Consider the following 17,007-nt stretch of genomic DNA (forward strand, 5'->3'; position numbering starts at 1 on the left):
GGGCGGGGGGGGGCGCCCGCGGCGGGGGGGGGCGGGGCGGCCCGGGCGGGGGGCCCCGCCCCCGCCCGGGGTGGTCAGTGGCGGTGGTGGTTGTCGGGTTGGGCGGGATCGCCGGGGTGTTCGAGGCCGGGGACGAGGGTGAGGCGGGTGGCACGGGCGTGGTCGAGCCAGCGGACGAAGGCCGCGCGACGGACGGCCGCGAGGACGGTGGCGGCCGGATCGGGGCGGTCGGGGCGGTCGGGCTGGTCGGGGCGGTCGGTGGGCGGGTCGGGCGGCGTGGTCCGGCGGGCGGCGGTCCAGCCTCCGGCGGTGACCCACGTGTCCGGGGCCGCCGTGCGGAGGGCCTCCGCCAGGGCGAGCGGCAGGGTGGCGGGGTCGGCCTCGCACGTGCCGCCGTCGGGGAAGGCGAGGTGCCAGACGGTGGGGGTTGCCGCCGGTCGGGTCATGGCGAAGTAGTGGGCGACCTCCTCCGCGGTCGGGGCGACGGCGGCGGTGACGGCCTCGTGGACGGCCCGCACCGCCGCGCTGCCCTCGTAGGCGGCGGCGGTGACGGAGCCGAGTTCGACGGCCGCCTGCTGGTCCAGGCGGTCATGGGCGGCCTCGGGGAGGACGGACAGGCCGCGTTCGGCGGCGACCGCCTCGCAGAGCGCCTCCGTCAGCAGCACCTGCGCGACCCAGCGGGCCAGTTGGCGGTCCTCCCCGCTGCCGGGCCGCGGCAGGGCGGAGGCGCGCGGGCCGGTGCGGAGCGCCGCGAGGCGGCGGTCGAGGCCGGTGCGCGGGAGGGGCCGGCCGTCGAGGAGTCCGAGCACCGGGGCGTCGGCGGGCGCGGGCGGGATCGCGGTCACGGCCCGACCACCACCGCGACGGTCGGGGCGTACTGGCAGCGGCCGAACCACATCACCTTGGCGAGCGCCCAGTAGGCGCCGGGGTCGGCGTCCTCGGGCGCGGTGAGGGTGAACTCCTCGACCGCCGAGGCCCCGGCCGCGAGGGTGAAGCCGCGGACCGGCGCGCCGACCGCCTCCCAGGTGCCCCAGGGCGAGACGAGCTGGAGTTCGCCGCGGATCTCGCCCCGGGTGCGGTTGACGAGGCGGAGGCCGAGGGCGGCGCCGACGCCGGGGGTCAGCCGGACCGACGCGGTGGCCGCCTCGACGGTCAGGCCGGTGTCACGCCCCTCCACGGACCGGGTGCCCTGGGCGGCGGTCCAGTCCTCGGGGGTGTCGCCGGGCACCGGAAGGATCTCCGGCAGGTCGCCGACGGCCACGGTGACCACGTCCTCGACGTCCTGGCCGTCGTGCGTGAGCCGGACGGCGGCGAAGTACAGGCCGGGGGCGCTACCGGCGGGCGGGGTGAGGGTGACGGGGAAGCGGAGGTGTCCGCCGGCCTCCAGGCGGTAGGGGCGGGCGCCGAGGCTCGCCGCCCACCCGTCGGGCGCGAGGATCCGCGCCGTGCCCTCGACGGCGGCGTCCCGCAGGTGGGAGGAGAGGGCCACCGAGAGCGTGACCGGTTCGCCCGCCGTCCGCAGCAGGCCGGGCGAGGCGCCGACCGAGACCGGGAGGTAGCCGAGCGGCGCCGGGCCCCGGTTGTGCAGCCAGTAGCGGGCGTGCACGGGCTGGGCCGCCTCGGCGACCGGGCCGAGGACCGGGCCGCCGGCCGGCTCCGCCACCGCGGGCCGGGCCAGCACGGTGGCGATCCGGGATCCCGCGAGGTCCGGATCGGCCGGGCCGGTCGGCCGCTCCAGCAGGTCGGCGGCGTGCAGGTCGGTCAGCCCGAGGGCGCCGCCGAGGGTGACGGCCGCGCCGAGGCCGGTGGACTCGACCAGGCGGACGGCGAGTCGGCCGTCCCAGGGGGCGGTCGAGCCGTGCGCGATCGGGTTGCCGGCCGGCTTGAGCGCGCCGAGCAGGGTCCGGCGGGCCGGCTCGACCCGCAGCCAGGAGAGGGTGCCGGGCAGCGGGCCGTCCTGGGCGGGGGCGAGCCGGGCGTACAGCGGATGAGTGAACTCCTGCCCCTGGGCGGGGAGTTCCTGTGCCCGCCAGTCACCCGGTCCGCCGGTCAGCGCGTAGTGGAACTCGTGGGTCCAGTGCTGGAGCTGGAAGGAGGCGCCGTCGGGCAGGGTGCGCCGGGGCGGGTCGATCCAGACGCCCGAGGGCCACCCGGTGCAGGAGCGCATCAGCGAGAGGTGCAGCGCACCGGTGGCATCGACGGCGAAGCCGGGCAGACCGAAGCTCAGCAACGCCGCGGTGTGGTCCACGAGTTGTTCGGTGTCGGGGAGAGGCCCCGGGCAGGAGGCGGCGATCCGGGCGTCGGCGAGGTCGGCGGCGAGCGGGGCCGGGTCGGTGACGACCAGGGCCGGCAGGGCCCTCAGGTCACGCAGGTCCGCGCCGGGCTGCCAGACCTCGGCGAGCGGGGTGCGGGCGGGCACCCAGACGGCGCCGCGCTCCTTCAGGACGGCCGCGTACTCCGCACCCGCCCGGTCGAACAACTCCCGGGTGGCGTCGTTGGTTTCCGGTCCGCCGAGGAGGATCCGGAAGTCCGGCAGGTTGGAGTCCACGTCGAGCCAGCCGTACCGGGCCCAGTCGGCTCCGGAGGTGGTGGCGGTGACTCCGACCCGGGCGAGCGCGACCACCAGCTCCCGCGCGTCGGCGGCCGACGCGAGATCGGGGACGATCACCTCCGCGACGCCGAGCGCGCGTTCGCCCAGCACCGCGCCGGAGACCGGGTCGGCGAGCGTCACCCGGGCCGTGGCGCCGAGACCGAACCAGGTGTTGGCCGGGTTGTCCAGGGTCCAGGGCGCCTCGGCGGAGTCGACGTCGGGCAGGGCGAAGCCGCGTCCGACGACCGCGCCGGCGACCTCGCTGACCGGCAGGGCGCCGGGCAGGTCGACGGGGAAGCGGAGCCGCAACAGCCGGTCGGCGCCCGTGTAGTCGACGACCCTGGTCCGGCAGTCCACCCGGTCGAGGCCGCGCCACAGCGTGACGGTCTGCTCGTACCGGAGGCCCCGGGCCCCGGCACCGGCACCGGCACCGTCATGGGCACCGGCACCGTCATGGGGCGCGGTATCGGTGACGGTGCCGCGGACGACCAGTCGCTCGCCGAGCGGTCCGGTCTCGCGACGGACCTCGGCCGGCCGATCGCCGGAACCGGCCACCGGCCCCCTGGGGACGAGGTGCCAGGGGCCCTCGCCGAAGTCGGGGTGCTGCGGGTACTCCTCGTAGACCCGCAGCTCGTTGCCGATCCGGCCGTCCTGGATCAACTCCCTTCCGTGCAGGAGGTCCTGGACGGAGGAGAGGCCGCCGCCGCGCGCCGGGTCGGCGGTCACCCGGTAGCGGCCGTTGGCGATGGTGAGGCCCTCGGCGACGGACCAGGCCGGGTCGCCGCCGCCGGCCGCCGAAGGGACCAGCCGCCAGGTGCGCCAACCGAGCGCCGGCACGTCCTCGGCCAGGAAGCGCAGGGTGCCGCGGTCGACGGCTCCGGGCACCTCGGCCCCGGTGTCGTCCAGCACGCGGACGCCCGGGCGGCCCTCCCCGTCGACGGTTCCCGGGGGCAGCCGGACGGCCACCAGGTCGGTCCGGTCGAAGGAGAGCGTGTTGGTGACCACCACGGCGTCGCCCTCCCCCGTCGTGGCGATCCGGGCCGCCAGCGCGTCGAGCGCCCGGTCGCGGACGTCCGCCGCCAGGTCGTACGCCTCCCGCCAGCCGCCGAGCAGGTCCAGGTAGACCTGGTCGGACTCGGAGCCGGTGATCGCGTCGTGGTGCGCGCCGTAGGCGAGTTGGCGCCAGACCTTGTCCAGCGCGGCCGACGGGTACTGCCCGAGCCCCTGCACGACGGCGAGGGTGGCGAGCTTCTCGGCGTCGACGGCGGCCACCTCGGCCGCCCGCTGGGCCTGCTTGGTGTCGATGTAGGAGACGTCCTTGCCGGTGTAGACCGGGTTCATGTCGCGGGTCTGCGGGCTGGGCCGGCGACCGGTCTCCGCCAGCTCGGCGCGGACGGCGTCCAGGAAGTCACGCGGGGTCCCGCAGACGAAGCGCGGCCACAGGTACCTGCCCGCCCAGGAGCGGTGGATCTCGGTGACCCACTTGTTGGGCGGGGTGTAGTCGGTGCCGACCGGCAGCAGCAGGTTCCTGGTCGCGCCCACCGGCTTGAGCTTGCGGTACAACTCGTAGACGGCCTGCTCGGCGGTGGCGAGGTCGGCGGAGGAGTCCATCCACCAGCCGGCCGAGTAGTGGTGCGGCATGTAGTGGGTGAGCACGCCGTCGCCCGAGGGCGCGATCCACTCGAACTCGCTGGGGAACTGCATGACCCGCGCGTCGTCCTTGGCCTCGCGGAAGTTCTTCTGGATCGGGCCCCACTGGTGGAACGGGCCGCGCGCCCAGGCGCTCCCGGTGAGCCCGGCGGCGGCGAGGTGGCCGGGGAACTGCGGGTCGTGGCCGAACACGTCGAGCTGCCAGGCCGTCCGAGGGTCGCCGCCGAGGATGTCGCGCTGGTAGCCGATGCCGTGGACGATGTTGCGGATCGTCGTCTCGGCGCCGGTGAGGTTGGTGTTGGGCTCGTTGTAGGTGCCGCCGACGAGCTCGACCTGGCCGCGGTCGAGCAGCAGGCGCAGGCTCGCGCGGCGCTCCGGGTGCTGGTCGAAGTACGGCTTCAGGTAGTCGACTTCGGCGAGCACGAACGTGTAGACCGGGTCGCGCAGCGCGAGGTCCAGGTGGGCGTCGACGAGGGCGAAGCCGTTGCGCTCCCAGAGCGGCCGGGTGGTGGCGTCGGCGGAGAGGAGCTCCCAGGGCGAGGTGTAGGCGGCCTGGGTGTTCCACCACACCGGGTCGTAGTGGAAGTGCGGGACCATGAACATGGTCCAGCCGGGCTCGGCGACCTCGACGACGCCCTCGGCGCGGGCGCCACCGGTCCCGGCGCCGGCGTCGGTCCCGGCGGCGCCGGGGGTCGCGCCGAAGGCCGTGACCTCGACGGCGAGTCGGGCGCCGACGGCGGCACCGGTGATCTCCAGGGGGACTTCGACCAGCCCCGTGCCGGACGCCTCGCCGCGCACGCCCGGGCCGGTGACGGCGATCCGGGCGGGCGGGCCGTCGAGGGTGACCCGCAGCAGCTGCCGCGGGGCCTCCTCGGGTCCGACGAACAGGTCCGTGCTCTCGACGGCGGTGATGGTGACCGGCACGGGGGCGGGTCCTTTCCTCGGTGGGGCGGAGATCCGGGCGTGTCCGACGCCCTACGCGCCCCAGGCCTCGAACTCGTAGATGCGGGCGGCGGGATCGGCGCCCTGGGTCGGCCTGGTGACCACCAGCCGGACGTACCGCGCGGTGGTGCTCACCGGGTGGGTGGTGGTGCCCGCGGTGTTGCCGGTGACGGTGGTGACGGTGGTCCACGGGTCGGTGTCGGCCGAGCGGGCCTGGACCGTGAAGTCGCGGGTGTTGAAGCTCGCGCTCTCGCCGCCGGCCTGGGCGTGCCTGACCACGAACTTCGACAGCGCCTTGGCCGAACCGAGGTCCACCTCAAGCCACTTGCTGCTCCCGGTGGTGCACCACTTGTCGCCGTTGCCGCCGTTCACGGTGCCGTTGACGGCCTTGGCCGGGCCCTCGCCGGTGTTGCACTGGCCGGAGGCGGTGGCCGGGCGGTTGAGCGCGAGGTTGCCGCCGGCCGGTGGGGTGCCGGTCCACGGGACGGTGGTGGTGGCGGCGGTGGAGCGGCCGTACTCGGTGGAGACGGCCTCGACCTCGATCACGGTGTTCGCCTCGGTGCCGGCCCGGTCCAGCCGGTTGACGTAGTAGGCGTCGGAGGGGGTGGCGCCGAGGTAGCCGCGGGTGCCGTCGGCGTTGCGCCGGTACAGCTCGTAGTGGTGCACGGCGCCGCTGGTCGAGGGTGTCCAGGAGAGCCGGAGGGACTGGCTGGCGCCGGCCACCACGTCGCTCGCGCCGAGCACGGTCAGCCCGCCGGGTGCGCCGGGTGCGTCCACCGCGCCGTCGTACAAGGCGAGTTGGCCGATCCTCACGTCGTAGGAGGGGTTCGAGCCGGCCGCCTGGAGGCCGATCTGGGCGATGGTGCGGCCCGCGTAGGCGGAGAGGTCGAGGGTCTTGCGCTCCCATCCGGTACCGGAGTTGCTCCCGAGGTCGAGGGTGGTGAAGGTCGTCGGCGCGTCGGTGAAGGAGATCGCGGCCTTGAGGCCGGTGGCTCCGGCGGCCGGGGTCCTGACCACGACCGAGAGCTTGCTGTCGGCGGCGACCGGGAGCCTGGTCTGGTAGAGCCGGACGGTGTTGACGGCGTTCAGGTTGCCGGTCAGCCGCAGCGAGGAGCCGCCCTCGTAGGCGTCGGTGAAGTCGACCGACGGGGTGAGCCTGGCGCCGGTCGAGGAGACCAGCCACTGGTAGGTGGGCGGGACGTCCTGGAGCGAGAGGTTGTTCCAGCCGCCGGTGGCGACCCGGGTGCCGGCCGCGTTGTGGAAGTCGCCCTCGCCGGAGGAGAAGTTGGTGACGAAGGGCTTCGCGGTGATCGGGGTGGACTCGGCGACGTAGCTCGCGAGGCCCTTCCAGCCGGACGAGGTCGAGGTGTTGGAGGGGTCGTTGTTGGCGCCGACCCAGTAGCGGGCGTCCTTGGCGAGGAAGTCGGCGCGGTCGGCGGCGGACTTCCAGGTCCACTCGGGCCGGTAGAGGCCGAGCGAGGTGGTGTGCGGGCCGTTGGCCGGGAAGAGGCTGTTCCAGTCCACACCCGTGTTGTAGCCGTTGGCCTCGGTGTCGATGCCGGAGTAGAGCTCGTACTCGCTGCGGCCGAGGCCGCGGGCCAGGGTCCGGGAGGAACCGAGCCCTCCGGACGACCAGTTGAAGTTGAGGAACATCGAGTCGGAGGTGCGCCGGGCGCCCTCCTGGAGGAAGGCGTCGTTGGCGGAGGTCAGCGCGTTCTGCCAGTTGACGGGCCCCGACTCGGTCATGGCGTCGTACCACATGAAGTCGGTGGCGGTCTGCGCCCTGGTGTACTGCATGAGGTTGCGGATCTCACCGGCGAGGGCCGAATCGCCGCCGCCGGTCTCCTGGTTGATGAACCATCCGTCGAATCCGTAGTACTGGGCGGCCTGGGCCAGCTTGTCGGCGACGGGGTAGCGGGAGCCGGACTTCTGGACGAAGTCGCGGACCCACTGGAGCTGTCCGCCGTACGCGGCGGGCGGGAAGAAGACGGTGCCGTAGACCTTGACGCCGTTGCGGTGGGCGGCGTCGATGACGGTCGGGTTGGGTGCCAGGATCAGACCTTCGCCGGCCGAACCGCCCCAGAAGACCAGCTTGTCGACGTACTGCCAGTAGCCGAACGCGTAGTAGTGGGGGTCGGCGGACCCCTGGGAGGGGTTGTTGGAGGTGGGGCCGAAGGAGACCAGGGAGGCGATCTTCCCCTCGCCGGCCCGGGCGTTGGGGTTGGCCCTGAGCGCCGGGTCACCGGTGCGCGGCTGGAGGGGGACCCGGGAGCGGTTGAACCGGGCGTCCGGATCGGTGGCCGGGTCCCAGTTCAGCAGGGTGTTCGGGTACCAGGAGGAGGCGTAGGGCTGGGTACCGGCGGCGGCGTTCGCCGCGGCGGGGGCCGCCGGGGAGGGGGCGGCGGGGGTCGGGGCAGCCTGGGACGCGGTGGGTGCGGTGCCCAGGACGGCGGCCCCGAGAGCGGCGCTCAGCAGCAGGGATGTCCGTCGTGACATGCGGTGGCTCCGATCGCGCGGAGGAGGGTGGGGCGGACCGCCCGGAAGGGGGGCGGGCCCGGGGGTGCATGCGTGCGTGGTGATGCCGGTGGTTCCTGTGGCCGGAGGGCGCGCGGCCCTGGGGCGGCGTGAAGGACGCGCGGTTCCAGGTGCGTACGGACCGGCGGAGTGACCGTGGGCGGTTCGGCGGACGCCCGCCCACGGTGGCGCGCCGAGCGGGGGTCGCTCGGCGCAGCGAGGCTAAACCGGTTCAGAGCCGCTGTCAACGGTGCCCGCGAAGGCCACCCCGGAGGGTGAACCTGCCCCCCGCGCCGGGCCGGTCGCGGCCGACGAACCCGCCCCGGGCGGCGAGGTGGACTCGCGGACGGTCAGCCGGGGGGTCGGCATCTGCAGGTCCCGGCCGGGCCCGGCGTCGTCGATCACCGCGAGCAGGCTGCGCGCGACCTGCTCGCCGAGCGCGAAGGTGTCCCGGCTGAGCGCGGTCAGCGGCGGGTGCACGATCCGGGCGAGCACCGAGTCGTCGAACGAGACGATCGACAGCTCGCCGGGCACCGCGACGCCCATCTCGCCGGCCACCCCGAGGCCGGCCACCGCCATGACGTCGCTGTCGTAGACGATCGCGGTGGGGCGTCTGGGCCGGGAGAGCAGGGCGCGGGTGGCGGCGGCCCCCTCGGCGTCGCTGAAGTCGGTCGGCACCGAGAGCGCCTCCTCCAGACCGAGCCGCCGGGAGGCGTCGCGCAGCGCGCGGATCCGCCGCTGGGTGTGCTGGAAGTGCGGCAGCCCGGCCAGGTGGGCGATCCGCCGGTGTCCGAGGGCGGCCAGGTAGTCGACGATGGAGAGCATCGCCTCGCGGTCGTCGGCCCAGATCCGCAGGGGGCCGGCGCCCTTGCCGGGGCCGCCCAGCACGACGGCGGGCAGGCCGAGTTCCTCCAGGACCGCGAGCCGCGGGTCGCGCAGCTGGAGGTCGACCACGATGAAGCCGTCGACGCGGTGCTCGGAGGTCCAGCGCCGGTAGACCTCGATCTCGGCCGCGGTGTCCTCGACCACCATCAGGTGGAGGGCGACGGAGCGGGCGGAGAGCACGGCCTGGAGGCCGGAGAGCAGCTGGCTGAAGAACGGCTCGACGCCGATGGTCCGGGCCGGGCGGGCGATCACCAGCCCCACCGCGTCGGACCTGGCCCCGCCGAGGGCGCGGGCGGCGCTGTGCGGCCGCCAGTTCATCTCCTCGGCGACCCGGAGGATCCGGGCCCTGGTCGCCTCGCTCACCCCGGGGCGCCCGTTGAGCGCGAAGGACACCGCGCCCTTGGAGACACCGGCTTGGCGCGCGATGTCGGCGATCGTCGGTCTGCCCACGGGTTCCGACTCCTCTCTTGACATCCAAGTTTAGGCGGGAGCATAGTCCCTGGCATAGCTAGACCGGTTTAGTAAGACAGGTTCCACAATCCGGCGCAATCCCCGAACCACCCCCAGCACGATCCCCGAAGACGCATCCCCCACCCATTCCCCAGGACCGGGAGACCCTCATGCGAAGAATCTGGGCGGCAGTGACGACGGCGGCGGTGGCCGCCACCGTGCTCACCGGCTGCGGACTGAGCTCCGACGACAGGAGCGACGACACGGCGGCGAAGGTCGCCGCCGCCACCGGCGAGGTCAAGGGCAAGGTCTCGCTCCAGACCTGGGCATTGAAGCCGAAGTTCACCGCCTACGTGCAGGGCGTGATCGACGGCTTCCGGCAGAAGTACCCGGGGGTCGAGGTCGAGTGGCTGGACCAGCCGGGCGACGGCTACTCCGCCAAGGTGCTCAGCCAGGCCGCCGCCGGGACCCTTCCCGACGTGGTCAACCTCCCGCCGGACTTCGCCCTCCCGCTGGCCCGGCAGAGCCTGCTGCTCGACGTGGCCAAGGCCGATCCGAAACTCGCCGAGGAGTACGTGGCCGGCGGTGTCGACGCCTACCGGTTCGCCGGCCAGGACGGCACCTTCGGCTACCCGTGGTACCTCAACACCGATGTCAACTACTGGAATTCGGAACTGCTGAGCAAGAACGGGCTGGACCCGAAGAACCTCCCCGGCACCCTCGACGAACTGATCGCCCAGGCCCGGACCATGAAGGAGAAGTCCGGCGGCTCGACCTACCTGATGAGCCGCAAGCCGGGCCTCGGCGACCTCGTCAACGCGGGCGTCAAGGTGATGGCCGACGACGGCAGGTCGTTCACCTTCAACACCCCCGAGGCCGCCGCGCTACTGGACAAGTACCGCGCCGCGTACAAGGACGGGCTGCTGCCGAACGACGTCCTCACCAACACCTACGCCGGCAACTCCAAGCTCTTCAACGCCGGCACGGCGGCCTGGACCACCGGCGGCGGCAACTTCATCAGCAGCCTCGCCACCGACAACCCGACCCTCGCGCCGAAGATGCTCTCCTCCCCTGCGATGGGCACCCCGCCGCTCTACGTGCAGGGCCTGTCCATCCCGAAGAGCACCAAGAACCCGGCCGCCGCGGTGGCCCTGGCCCGCTGGGTCACCAGTGCGGAGAACCAGGCCAGGTTCGCCCAGCTGACCAGCATCTTCCCGTCCACCAAGGCCTCGGCCGGCGACCCGTTCTTCAGCAGGAGCGACGGCACCAACGCGGGCGACGCCAAGGTCGTCGCGTTCACCTCCCTCGCCAAGGCGAAGATCCTCCAGCCCGTCCAGGTCGACGACGCGATGAGCACCGTCATCAACCAGCAGATCGCCCTGGCGATCAGCGGGGACACGAGCTCCAAGCAGGCCCTGGACACCGCCGTGGAGCGGTGCAACCAGCTGCTCAAGGGCTGATCCCGCACCGGACCGACCAGTACCGGCGGCGCGGCGGCACCCCCGGGCCGCCGCCCGCCGGGAATGACCCGCACCGCTCGCCCCAGGAAGGCATCGGCATGACCCACCGGCGTTGGTTCACCCCCTGGCTGCTCGCCGGGCCCGCGATCATCTGGCTGGCCGTCTTCAACCTCTGGCCGGCGATCAACACGGTGATCCTCTCGTTCACCAATGCCAAGCCCCTGGGCGGCGGGCATTTCACCGGCCTCGACAACTACGAACGCGCGTTCAGCGACGACCAGTTGGCGGACGCCCTGCTCAACAGCACCGTCTACCTGCTGATCTGCCTGCCGCTGCTGACCGTGCTGCCCCTGCTGCTCGCCCTGCTGGTCCAGCGCAAGCTCCCCGGCATCACCGTCTTCCGCACCGCCTTCTACACCCCGGTCGTCGCCTCCGCCGTCGTGGTGGCCCTGATCTGGGGCTGGGTGCTGGACGACCGCGGCCTCGTCAACGGCGTGCTGCGGCAGACCGGGCTGGCCGACTCCCCGGTCCCCTTCCTCACCGACCGCTGGCTGCTGCTCTTCAGCGCGATCGCCCTGACCACCTGGAAGGGCCTCGGCTACTACATGGTGATCTACCTGTCCGCCCTGGCCAACGTCGGCCGCGAGCTGCACGAGGCCGCCGCCGTCGACGGCGCGGGCAGCGTCCGCCGGTTCTGGCACGTCACCCTGCCGGGCGTGCGGCCCACCATGATGCTGGTCTCGGTGCTCATCTCGGTCTCCGCGCTGCGCGTCTTCTCCGAGCTGTACGTGCTCTCCAACGGCACCGGCGGCCCCGGCGGCCGGGACATGTCGGTGGTCATGCTGATCCAGATGTACAGCCGCGGCTTCACCGGCCACCTCGGCTACGCGTCAGCGCTCAGCCTGCTGCTCTTCGTCATCACCCTCGGCCCGATGCTGCTCCTGACGCGCCTGAACCGGAAGGCGGCCTGAACCGTGACCCACACCGCCGCCCCCGTCCCGCCGCCCCGGCCCGCCGCCCCCGCTTCCGCCGCCGCCCCCGCCACCGCCGCCCCGCCCGGCGGGCGACCCGGACCGCGCACCGGCCGCGCGCCGCGGCCCCGCAGCCTCCACAACCCCGGCCCGGTCCGGACGGCCGGGCGCTACCTGCTCCTGCTGGCCGTCCTCCTGCTCGTCATCGGCCCCTTCCTCTGGCAGCTCTCGACCTCCCTCAAGGGCCCCGACGAGGACGTCTACACCTCGACGCCGAGCTTCTTCCCCGAGGACCTCACCTTCGCCAACTACGGCAAGGTCGCCGACACCATCCCGGTCTGGACCTACGCCGCCAACTCGCTGGTCGTCGCCGCGATCGCGATCTTCGGCAACGTGGTCGGCTGCACCCTGGCCGGCTACGCGCTGGCCAAACTGCGCTTCCGCGGCGCCGGACTGCTCTTCGGCCTCCTCCTGGCCACGCTGATCCTGCCCGGCGAGGCGACCATCGTCTCCCAGTACGTCACCGTGCGGGGGCTGGGCCTGGCCGACTCGCTGACCGGCGTGGCGCTGCCCGGCGCGATCGCGATGCTGAACGTGCTGCTGATGCGCACGGCGTTCGCCGCCGTACCGCCCGAACTGGACCAGGCCGCGCTGGTGGACGGCGCCAACGTCCGGCAGCGCCTGTGGCACGTCGGCCTGCCGAACGTCCGCGGCATGCTCAGCGTGATCGTGATCTTCACCTTCATCGGCGCCTGGGACGACTTCCTCTGGCCGCTGATCGTGCTCAACGACCCGCAGAAGTACACCCTGACCGTCGGCCTCCAGTACCTGAACGGCACGTTCAGCGCCAATCCCCGGCTGATCGCCGCCGGCACCATGATCGCGTTCCTGCCGATCGTCGTGGTGTTCGCCGTCTGCCAGCGGTTCTTCTTCAAGGGCGTGGAGGAGGGAGCCGTCAAGGGATAGCCCGCCGCCCGCCCGACCCGTCGCCGATCCGTCGCCGCCCCGACCACCCGTCGCCGCCCCGACCGCCCCGCGACGGCCGCACCCACCGAGGAAGCGCACCGAGCATGACCGCCGCCCAGCCCCCCTCCCCGGCCACCGCCCCCCACCCGCGCCCCGCCGCCTCCCGGCCGCGCGCCGCACCCCCGCGCTTCGGCGTCAACTACACCCCCACCGCCGGCTGGTTCCACCACTGGCTCGACTTCGACCTCGACGCCGTCCGCGCCGACCTCGACTCGATCGCCGCGCTCGGCCTCGACCACGTCCGGGTCTTCCCGCTCTGGCCGCTCTTCCAGCCCAACCGCACGCTGATCCGCCCGCGCGCCGTCGAGCAGCTCGTCGACCTGGCCGACGCGGCCGGTGAACGCGGACTCGACGTCGCGGTGGACGGCCTCCAGGGTCACCTCTCCAGCTTCGACTTCCAGCCCTCGTGGACCCAGACCTGGCACCGGCGGAACATCTTCACCGACCCGGACGTCCTCGACGGCCAGGCCGAGTACCTGCGCACCCTGGCCGCCGCCCTCGCCGACCGGCCCCACTTCCTCGGCATGACCGTCGGCAACGAGGTCAACCAGTTCTCCGGCGAGCCGCACCCCGACCCGGACCGGGCCACCCCCGGGCAGGTCGAGGCCTGGCTGCACCGGATGGTCGGCGCCTGCGAGCAGGGCGCGCCCGGCCGGCTCCACCTGCACGCCTCCTACGACGCCGCCTGGTACCTGGACGAGCACCCGTTCACGCCCTGGCACTCCGCCCGGATCGGCGCCGCCACCGCCGTGCACTCCTGGGTGTTCAACGGCACCGCGCAGCGCTACGGCGCCCGCTCCACCGCCGCCGACCAGCACGCGGCCTACCTGGTCGAGCTGTCGAAGGCCTGGGCGCCGGACCCGCACCGGCCGGTCTGGCTCCAGGAGGTCGGCGCCCCCGCCCCGCACATCGCCGCCGAGGACGCCGCCCGGTTCACCGGCGCCACCGTCGAGGCCGTCCTGGACTGCCCCGACCTGTGGGGCGTCACCTGGTGGTGCTCGCACGACGTGGACCGCGCGCTGGCCGACTTCCCCGAGCTGGAGTACAGCCTGGGAATCCTCACCACCGACCGGCGGGTCAAGCCGGCCGGCGCCCGGCTGGCCGCCGCCGTCACCGCCGTCCGCGAGGGCTGGCGGGCACCGGCCCCGCGCACCACCGCGGTGGTGGTCGCCACCGGCGACGAGGTCACCGCGCCCAAGCGCTCGGTCTGCGGCCCGGGCGGCAGCGTCTTCGAGGCGTTCATGCGCCTGGCCGGGGACGGCGCCCGCCCGACCGCGGTGCTCGCCGAACACGCCGGGGATCCCGCCCACCTGTCCGCCCGGGGCATCACCGAGGTCGTCCACCCGGACGACGTACGCTGACGACCCCTCCCACGTTCGTTCCCCCTCAGTCGCACAACGGAGTCCGCTGACATGCACGATGACCGCAGCCTGGTCGAAGCCCGCCTCAAGCGCGTCCTGGACGAGCGCATCCGCCCGGCGGTCCACCCCGAGTCCGTCCCGCTCTCGGTCACGATCTGGACGGCGCCCGGTGAGCCCGTCCCGGTCGCCGAGGGCCTGGCCGCGCCGCGCTCGCCGATCGCCGTCGGCGACGCCTGGGGTGCGCCGTGGCGCACCAGCTGGATCACCGTGACCGGCACCGTGCCCGAGGCGTGGGCCGGGCGCACGGTCGAGGCCCTGATCGACCTCGGTTTCGACGCCAACATGCCGGGCTTCCAGTGCGAGGGCCTGGTCTACCGGCCGGACGGCACGCCCGTGAAGGGCCTCAACCCGCAGAACCAGTGGGTGCGGATCGCCTCCCCGGCGGCCGGCGGCGAGCCGGTGCTGCTGCACGTCGAGGCGGCGTCCAACCCGGTCATCCTGGACTACCACCCCTTCCTGCCGACCGAGTTGGGCGACAAGGAGACCGCCGGGAGCACGCCGCAGTACCGGCTGGAGCGGATGGACCTGGCCGTCTTCGACGAGACGGTCTGGCAGCTGGTGATGGACCTGGAGGTGCTCGGCGAGCTGATGGCGGAACTGCCGGCCGACGGCGCCCGCCGCTGGGAGCTGCTGCGGGCGGTCGAGCGGGCACTCGACGCGATCGACCTCCAGGACGTCAACGGCACCGCGGCCGGGGCCCGTTCGCACCTCACCGAGGTGCTGGCCGCGCCCGCCGTGCCGTCCGCGCACCGGATCAGCGCGATCGGCCACGCCCACATCGACTCCGCCTGGCTGTGGCCGCTGCGCGAGACGGTCCGCAAGGTCGCCCGCACCACCGCCAACATGACCGCGCTGCTGGAGGACGAACCGGACTTCCTCTACACCATGTCCCAGGCGCAGCAGTTCGCCTGGATCAAGGAGCACCGCCCCGAGGTGTACGCCCGGGTGAAGAAGGCGGTCGCGGACGGCCGGTTCGTGCCGGCCGGCGGCATGTGGGTGGAGTCGGACACCAACATGCCGTCCTCGGAGGCGATGGCCCGTCAGTTCGTGCACGGCAAGCGGTTCTTCCTGGAGGAGTTCGGGGTCGAGAACCAGGAGGCCTGGCTGCCGGACACCTTCGGCTTCACCGGCGGCCTGCCGCAGATCATCCGCAACGCGGGCTCCAAGTGGCTGCTCACGCAGAAGATCTCGTGGAGCCAGGTCAACAAGTTCCCGCACCACACCTTCCTCTGGGAGGGCATCGACGGCACGAGGATCTTCACCCACTTCCCGCCCGTGGACACCTACAACTGCTCGATGAAGGGCAGCGAGATCGCCCACGCGGCAAGGAACTTCAAGGACAAGGGCGTCGCCCGGCACTCGCTCGCGCCGACCGGCTGGGGCGACGGCGGCGGCGGCACCACCCGCGAGATGATCGCCAAGGCGGCCCGGCTGCGCGACCTGGAGGGCTCGGCCACGGTGCGCTGGGAGCGGCCGGCCGAGTTCTTCGAGAAGGCCGAGGCCGAGTACCCGAAGCCGCCGGTCTGGGTGGGCGAGCTCTACCTGGAGCTGCACCGGGCCACGCTCACCAGCCAGGCGCGGACCAAGCAGGGCAACCGGCGCAGCGAGAACCTGTTGCGCGAGGCCGAACTCTGGTGCGCCACGGCCGCGCTGCGCACCGGCCACCCGTACCCGTACGAGCAGCTGGACCGGATCTGGAAGACGGTGCTGCTGCACCAGTTCCACGACATCCTGCCCGGCTCGTCGATCGCCTGGGTGCACCGCGAGGCCGAGGCCACGTACGCGCGTCTGGCGGCGGAGCTGGAGGAGCTGATCGGCGCGGCCCAGCAGGCCCTGGCCGGGGACGCGGCGGGCGGGCGCGAGCTGGTCTTCAACGGTGCCCCGCACGTCCGTTCGGCGGTGCCGGCGGGCGGGGCGTCCCCGGTGCCGGCGACCGGCGCGGGCGGCGGCTGCACGGTGACGGCGCGCGACGGCGGCGGCTTCGTCCTGGACAACGGCCTGCTGTCGGTGGCCGTGGACGGCGACGGGCTGGTGGTCTCGGCGGTCGACGCGGCGAGCGGCCGGGAGACGGTCGCCCCCGGGGCCCGGGCCAACCTGCTCCAGCTGCACCCCGACTTCCCCAACATGTGGGACGCCTGGGACGTGGACCAGTTCTACCGCAACACCGTGACCGACCTGACCGCGGCGGACGAGGTCGCGGTGTCCGTCTCCTCCCCCGACGAGGCGGCCGTCCGGGTGGCCCGCTCGTTCGGCTCCTCCACGGTGGTCCAGACGCTGAGCCTGCGGGCCGGGTCGCGGCGCCTGGACATCGACACCGAGGTCGACTGGCACGAGACCGAGAAGTTCCTCAAGGCGTCGTTCCCGCTGGACGTGCACACCGAGCGGTACGCGGCCGAGACCCAGTTCGGCCACCAGTTCCGCCCGACCCACACCAACACCAGCTGGGAGGCGGCCAAGTTCGAGGCCTGCAACCACCGCTTCGTCCACCTGGAGGAGCCGGGCTGGGGCGTCGCGCTGGTCACCCCCTCGACGTACGGCCACGACGTCACCCGGGCGGTCCGCGCGACGGACGGCGGGACGACCACCACGGTCCGCTTCTCCCTGCTGCGCGCGCCGCGCTTCCCCGACCCGCAGACCGACCAGGGCGTGCACCGGTTCCGGCACGCGCTGGTGCCGGGCGCGGCGATCGGCGACGCGGTCCGCGAGGGGTACGCCGTCGGCCTGCCGGAGCGCCGGGTGACCGGTTCGGCGGAGGCGGTCCGGCCGCTGGTGGAGCTGGACGAGGCGGCGCTGGTGGTCAGCGCCGTCAAGCTCGCCGACGACGGCAGCGGCGACCTCGTGGTCCGGGTCTACGAGGCCGGCGGCGGGCGGGCCCGGGGCCGGCTCCGCACGTCCTTCCGGCCGGCCGCCGCGGTGCCCTGCGACCTGCTGGAGCGCCCGTGGGACGGCACGCGCGGCGAGGTCGCGGTGGACGGCGACGGCGTCACGCTGAGCCTGCGGCCGTTCGAGCTGGTCACCCTGAGGCTGACGCCCTCGGCCTGATCCTGTTTGCTGTCCCTGTCGACGGTCCGTCCCGTCGCCGTCGCGATCGATCGCCC

General features: G+C 73.7%; 9 protein-coding genes. 5 read left to right on the forward strand and 4 right to left on the reverse strand.

Features of this window, described 5'->3' with window-relative positions; genetic code table 11:
* Positions 1–74: 74 nt before the first annotated feature.
* The 4 genes from ACFWIC_RS18105 to ACFWIC_RS18120 form a co-directional block, all read right to left on the reverse strand.
* Positions 75–845 carry a hypothetical protein gene (locus ACFWIC_RS18105; RefSeq protein ID WP_380519367.1) on the reverse strand — a complete coding sequence of 257 codons (771 nt, stop codon included), beginning with the start codon at positions 843–845 and terminating at the stop codon, positions 75–77.
* The gene (locus tag ACFWIC_RS18110) at positions 842–5,164 is read right to left on the reverse strand and encodes an NEW3 domain-containing protein (RefSeq protein ID WP_380519368.1); all 4,323 of its coding nucleotides are present in this window, start codon (positions 5,162–5,164) and stop codon (positions 842–844) included. The genes ACFWIC_RS18105 and ACFWIC_RS18110 overlap by 4 nt, the downstream gene beginning before the upstream one ends.
* Positions 5,165–5,215: 51 nt before the next feature.
* Positions 5,216–7,678, reverse strand: a complete 2,463-nt coding sequence (locus ACFWIC_RS18115) for a discoidin domain-containing protein (RefSeq protein ID WP_380355695.1) — start codon at positions 7,676–7,678, stop codon at positions 5,216–5,218.
* A gap of 240 nt (positions 7,679–7,918) precedes the next feature.
* The gene (locus ACFWIC_RS18120; RefSeq protein WP_329880943.1) at positions 7,919–9,031 is read right to left on the reverse strand and encodes a LacI family DNA-binding transcriptional regulator; all 1,113 of its coding nucleotides are present in this window, start codon (positions 9,029–9,031) and stop codon (positions 7,919–7,921) included.
* 170 nt (positions 9,032–9,201) lie between these two features.
* On the opposite strand from ACFWIC_RS18120, the gene ACFWIC_RS18125 reads away from it, so the two are divergent.
* The 5 genes from ACFWIC_RS18125 (at position 9,202) to ACFWIC_RS18145 (ending at position 16,951) form a co-directional block, all read left to right on the forward strand.
* A complete protein-coding gene (locus ACFWIC_RS18125; protein WP_380519370.1) occupies positions 9,202–10,491 on the forward strand; it encodes an ABC transporter substrate-binding protein in 1,290 nt (429 codons plus the stop codon).
* Positions 10,492–10,589: 98 nt separating this feature from the next.
* Entirely contained in the window at positions 10,590–11,462 is an 873-nt protein-coding gene (locus tag ACFWIC_RS18130; protein ID WP_329950083.1) for a sugar ABC transporter permease, read from the forward strand.
* 3 nt (positions 11,463–11,465) lie between these two features.
* Positions 11,466–12,428 (forward strand): carbohydrate ABC transporter permease, encoded by a 963-nt coding sequence (locus ACFWIC_RS18135; RefSeq protein WP_329950082.1) that lies wholly within the window; start codon positions 11,466–11,468, stop codon positions 12,426–12,428.
* 104 nt (positions 12,429–12,532) lie between these two features.
* Positions 12,533–13,849: a glycosyl hydrolase gene (locus ACFWIC_RS18140; RefSeq protein WP_380519372.1), complete on the forward strand. Its 1,317-nt coding sequence runs from the start codon at positions 12,533–12,535 to the stop codon at positions 13,847–13,849.
* 51 nt (positions 13,850–13,900) lie between these two features.
* Positions 13,901–16,951 (forward strand): alpha-mannosidase, encoded by a 3,051-nt coding sequence (locus tag ACFWIC_RS18145; RefSeq protein ID WP_380519373.1) that lies wholly within the window; start codon positions 13,901–13,903, stop codon positions 16,949–16,951.
* Positions 16,952–17,007: the final 56 nt, after the last annotated feature.

The sequence above is a fragment of the Kitasatospora sp. NPDC127035 genome (assembly GCF_042726075.1).
GTDB lineage: Bacteria > Actinomycetota > Actinomycetes > Streptomycetales > Streptomycetaceae > Kitasatospora.

Excerpts from the sequence above, each read along its gene's own strand:
- ACFWIC_RS18125 (WP_380519370.1), top strand. The coding sequence starts at position 9,202 with ATGCGAAGAATCTGGGCGGCAGTGACGACGGCGGCGGTGGCCGCCACC.
- ACFWIC_RS18145 (WP_380519373.1), top strand. The coding sequence starts at position 13,901 with ATGCACGATGACCGCAGCCTGGTCGAAGCCCGCCTCAAGCGCGTCCTG.
- ACFWIC_RS18130 (WP_329950083.1), top strand. The coding sequence starts at position 10,590 with ATGACCCACCGGCGTTGGTTCACCCCCTGGCTGCTCGCCGGGCCCGCG.
- ACFWIC_RS18115 (WP_380355695.1), bottom strand. The coding sequence starts at position 7,678 with ATGTCACGACGGACATCCCTGCTGCTGAGCGCCGCTCTCGGGGCCGCC.
- ACFWIC_RS18140 (WP_380519372.1), top strand. The coding sequence starts at position 12,533 with ATGACCGCCGCCCAGCCCCCCTCCCCGGCCACCGCCCCCCACCCGCGC.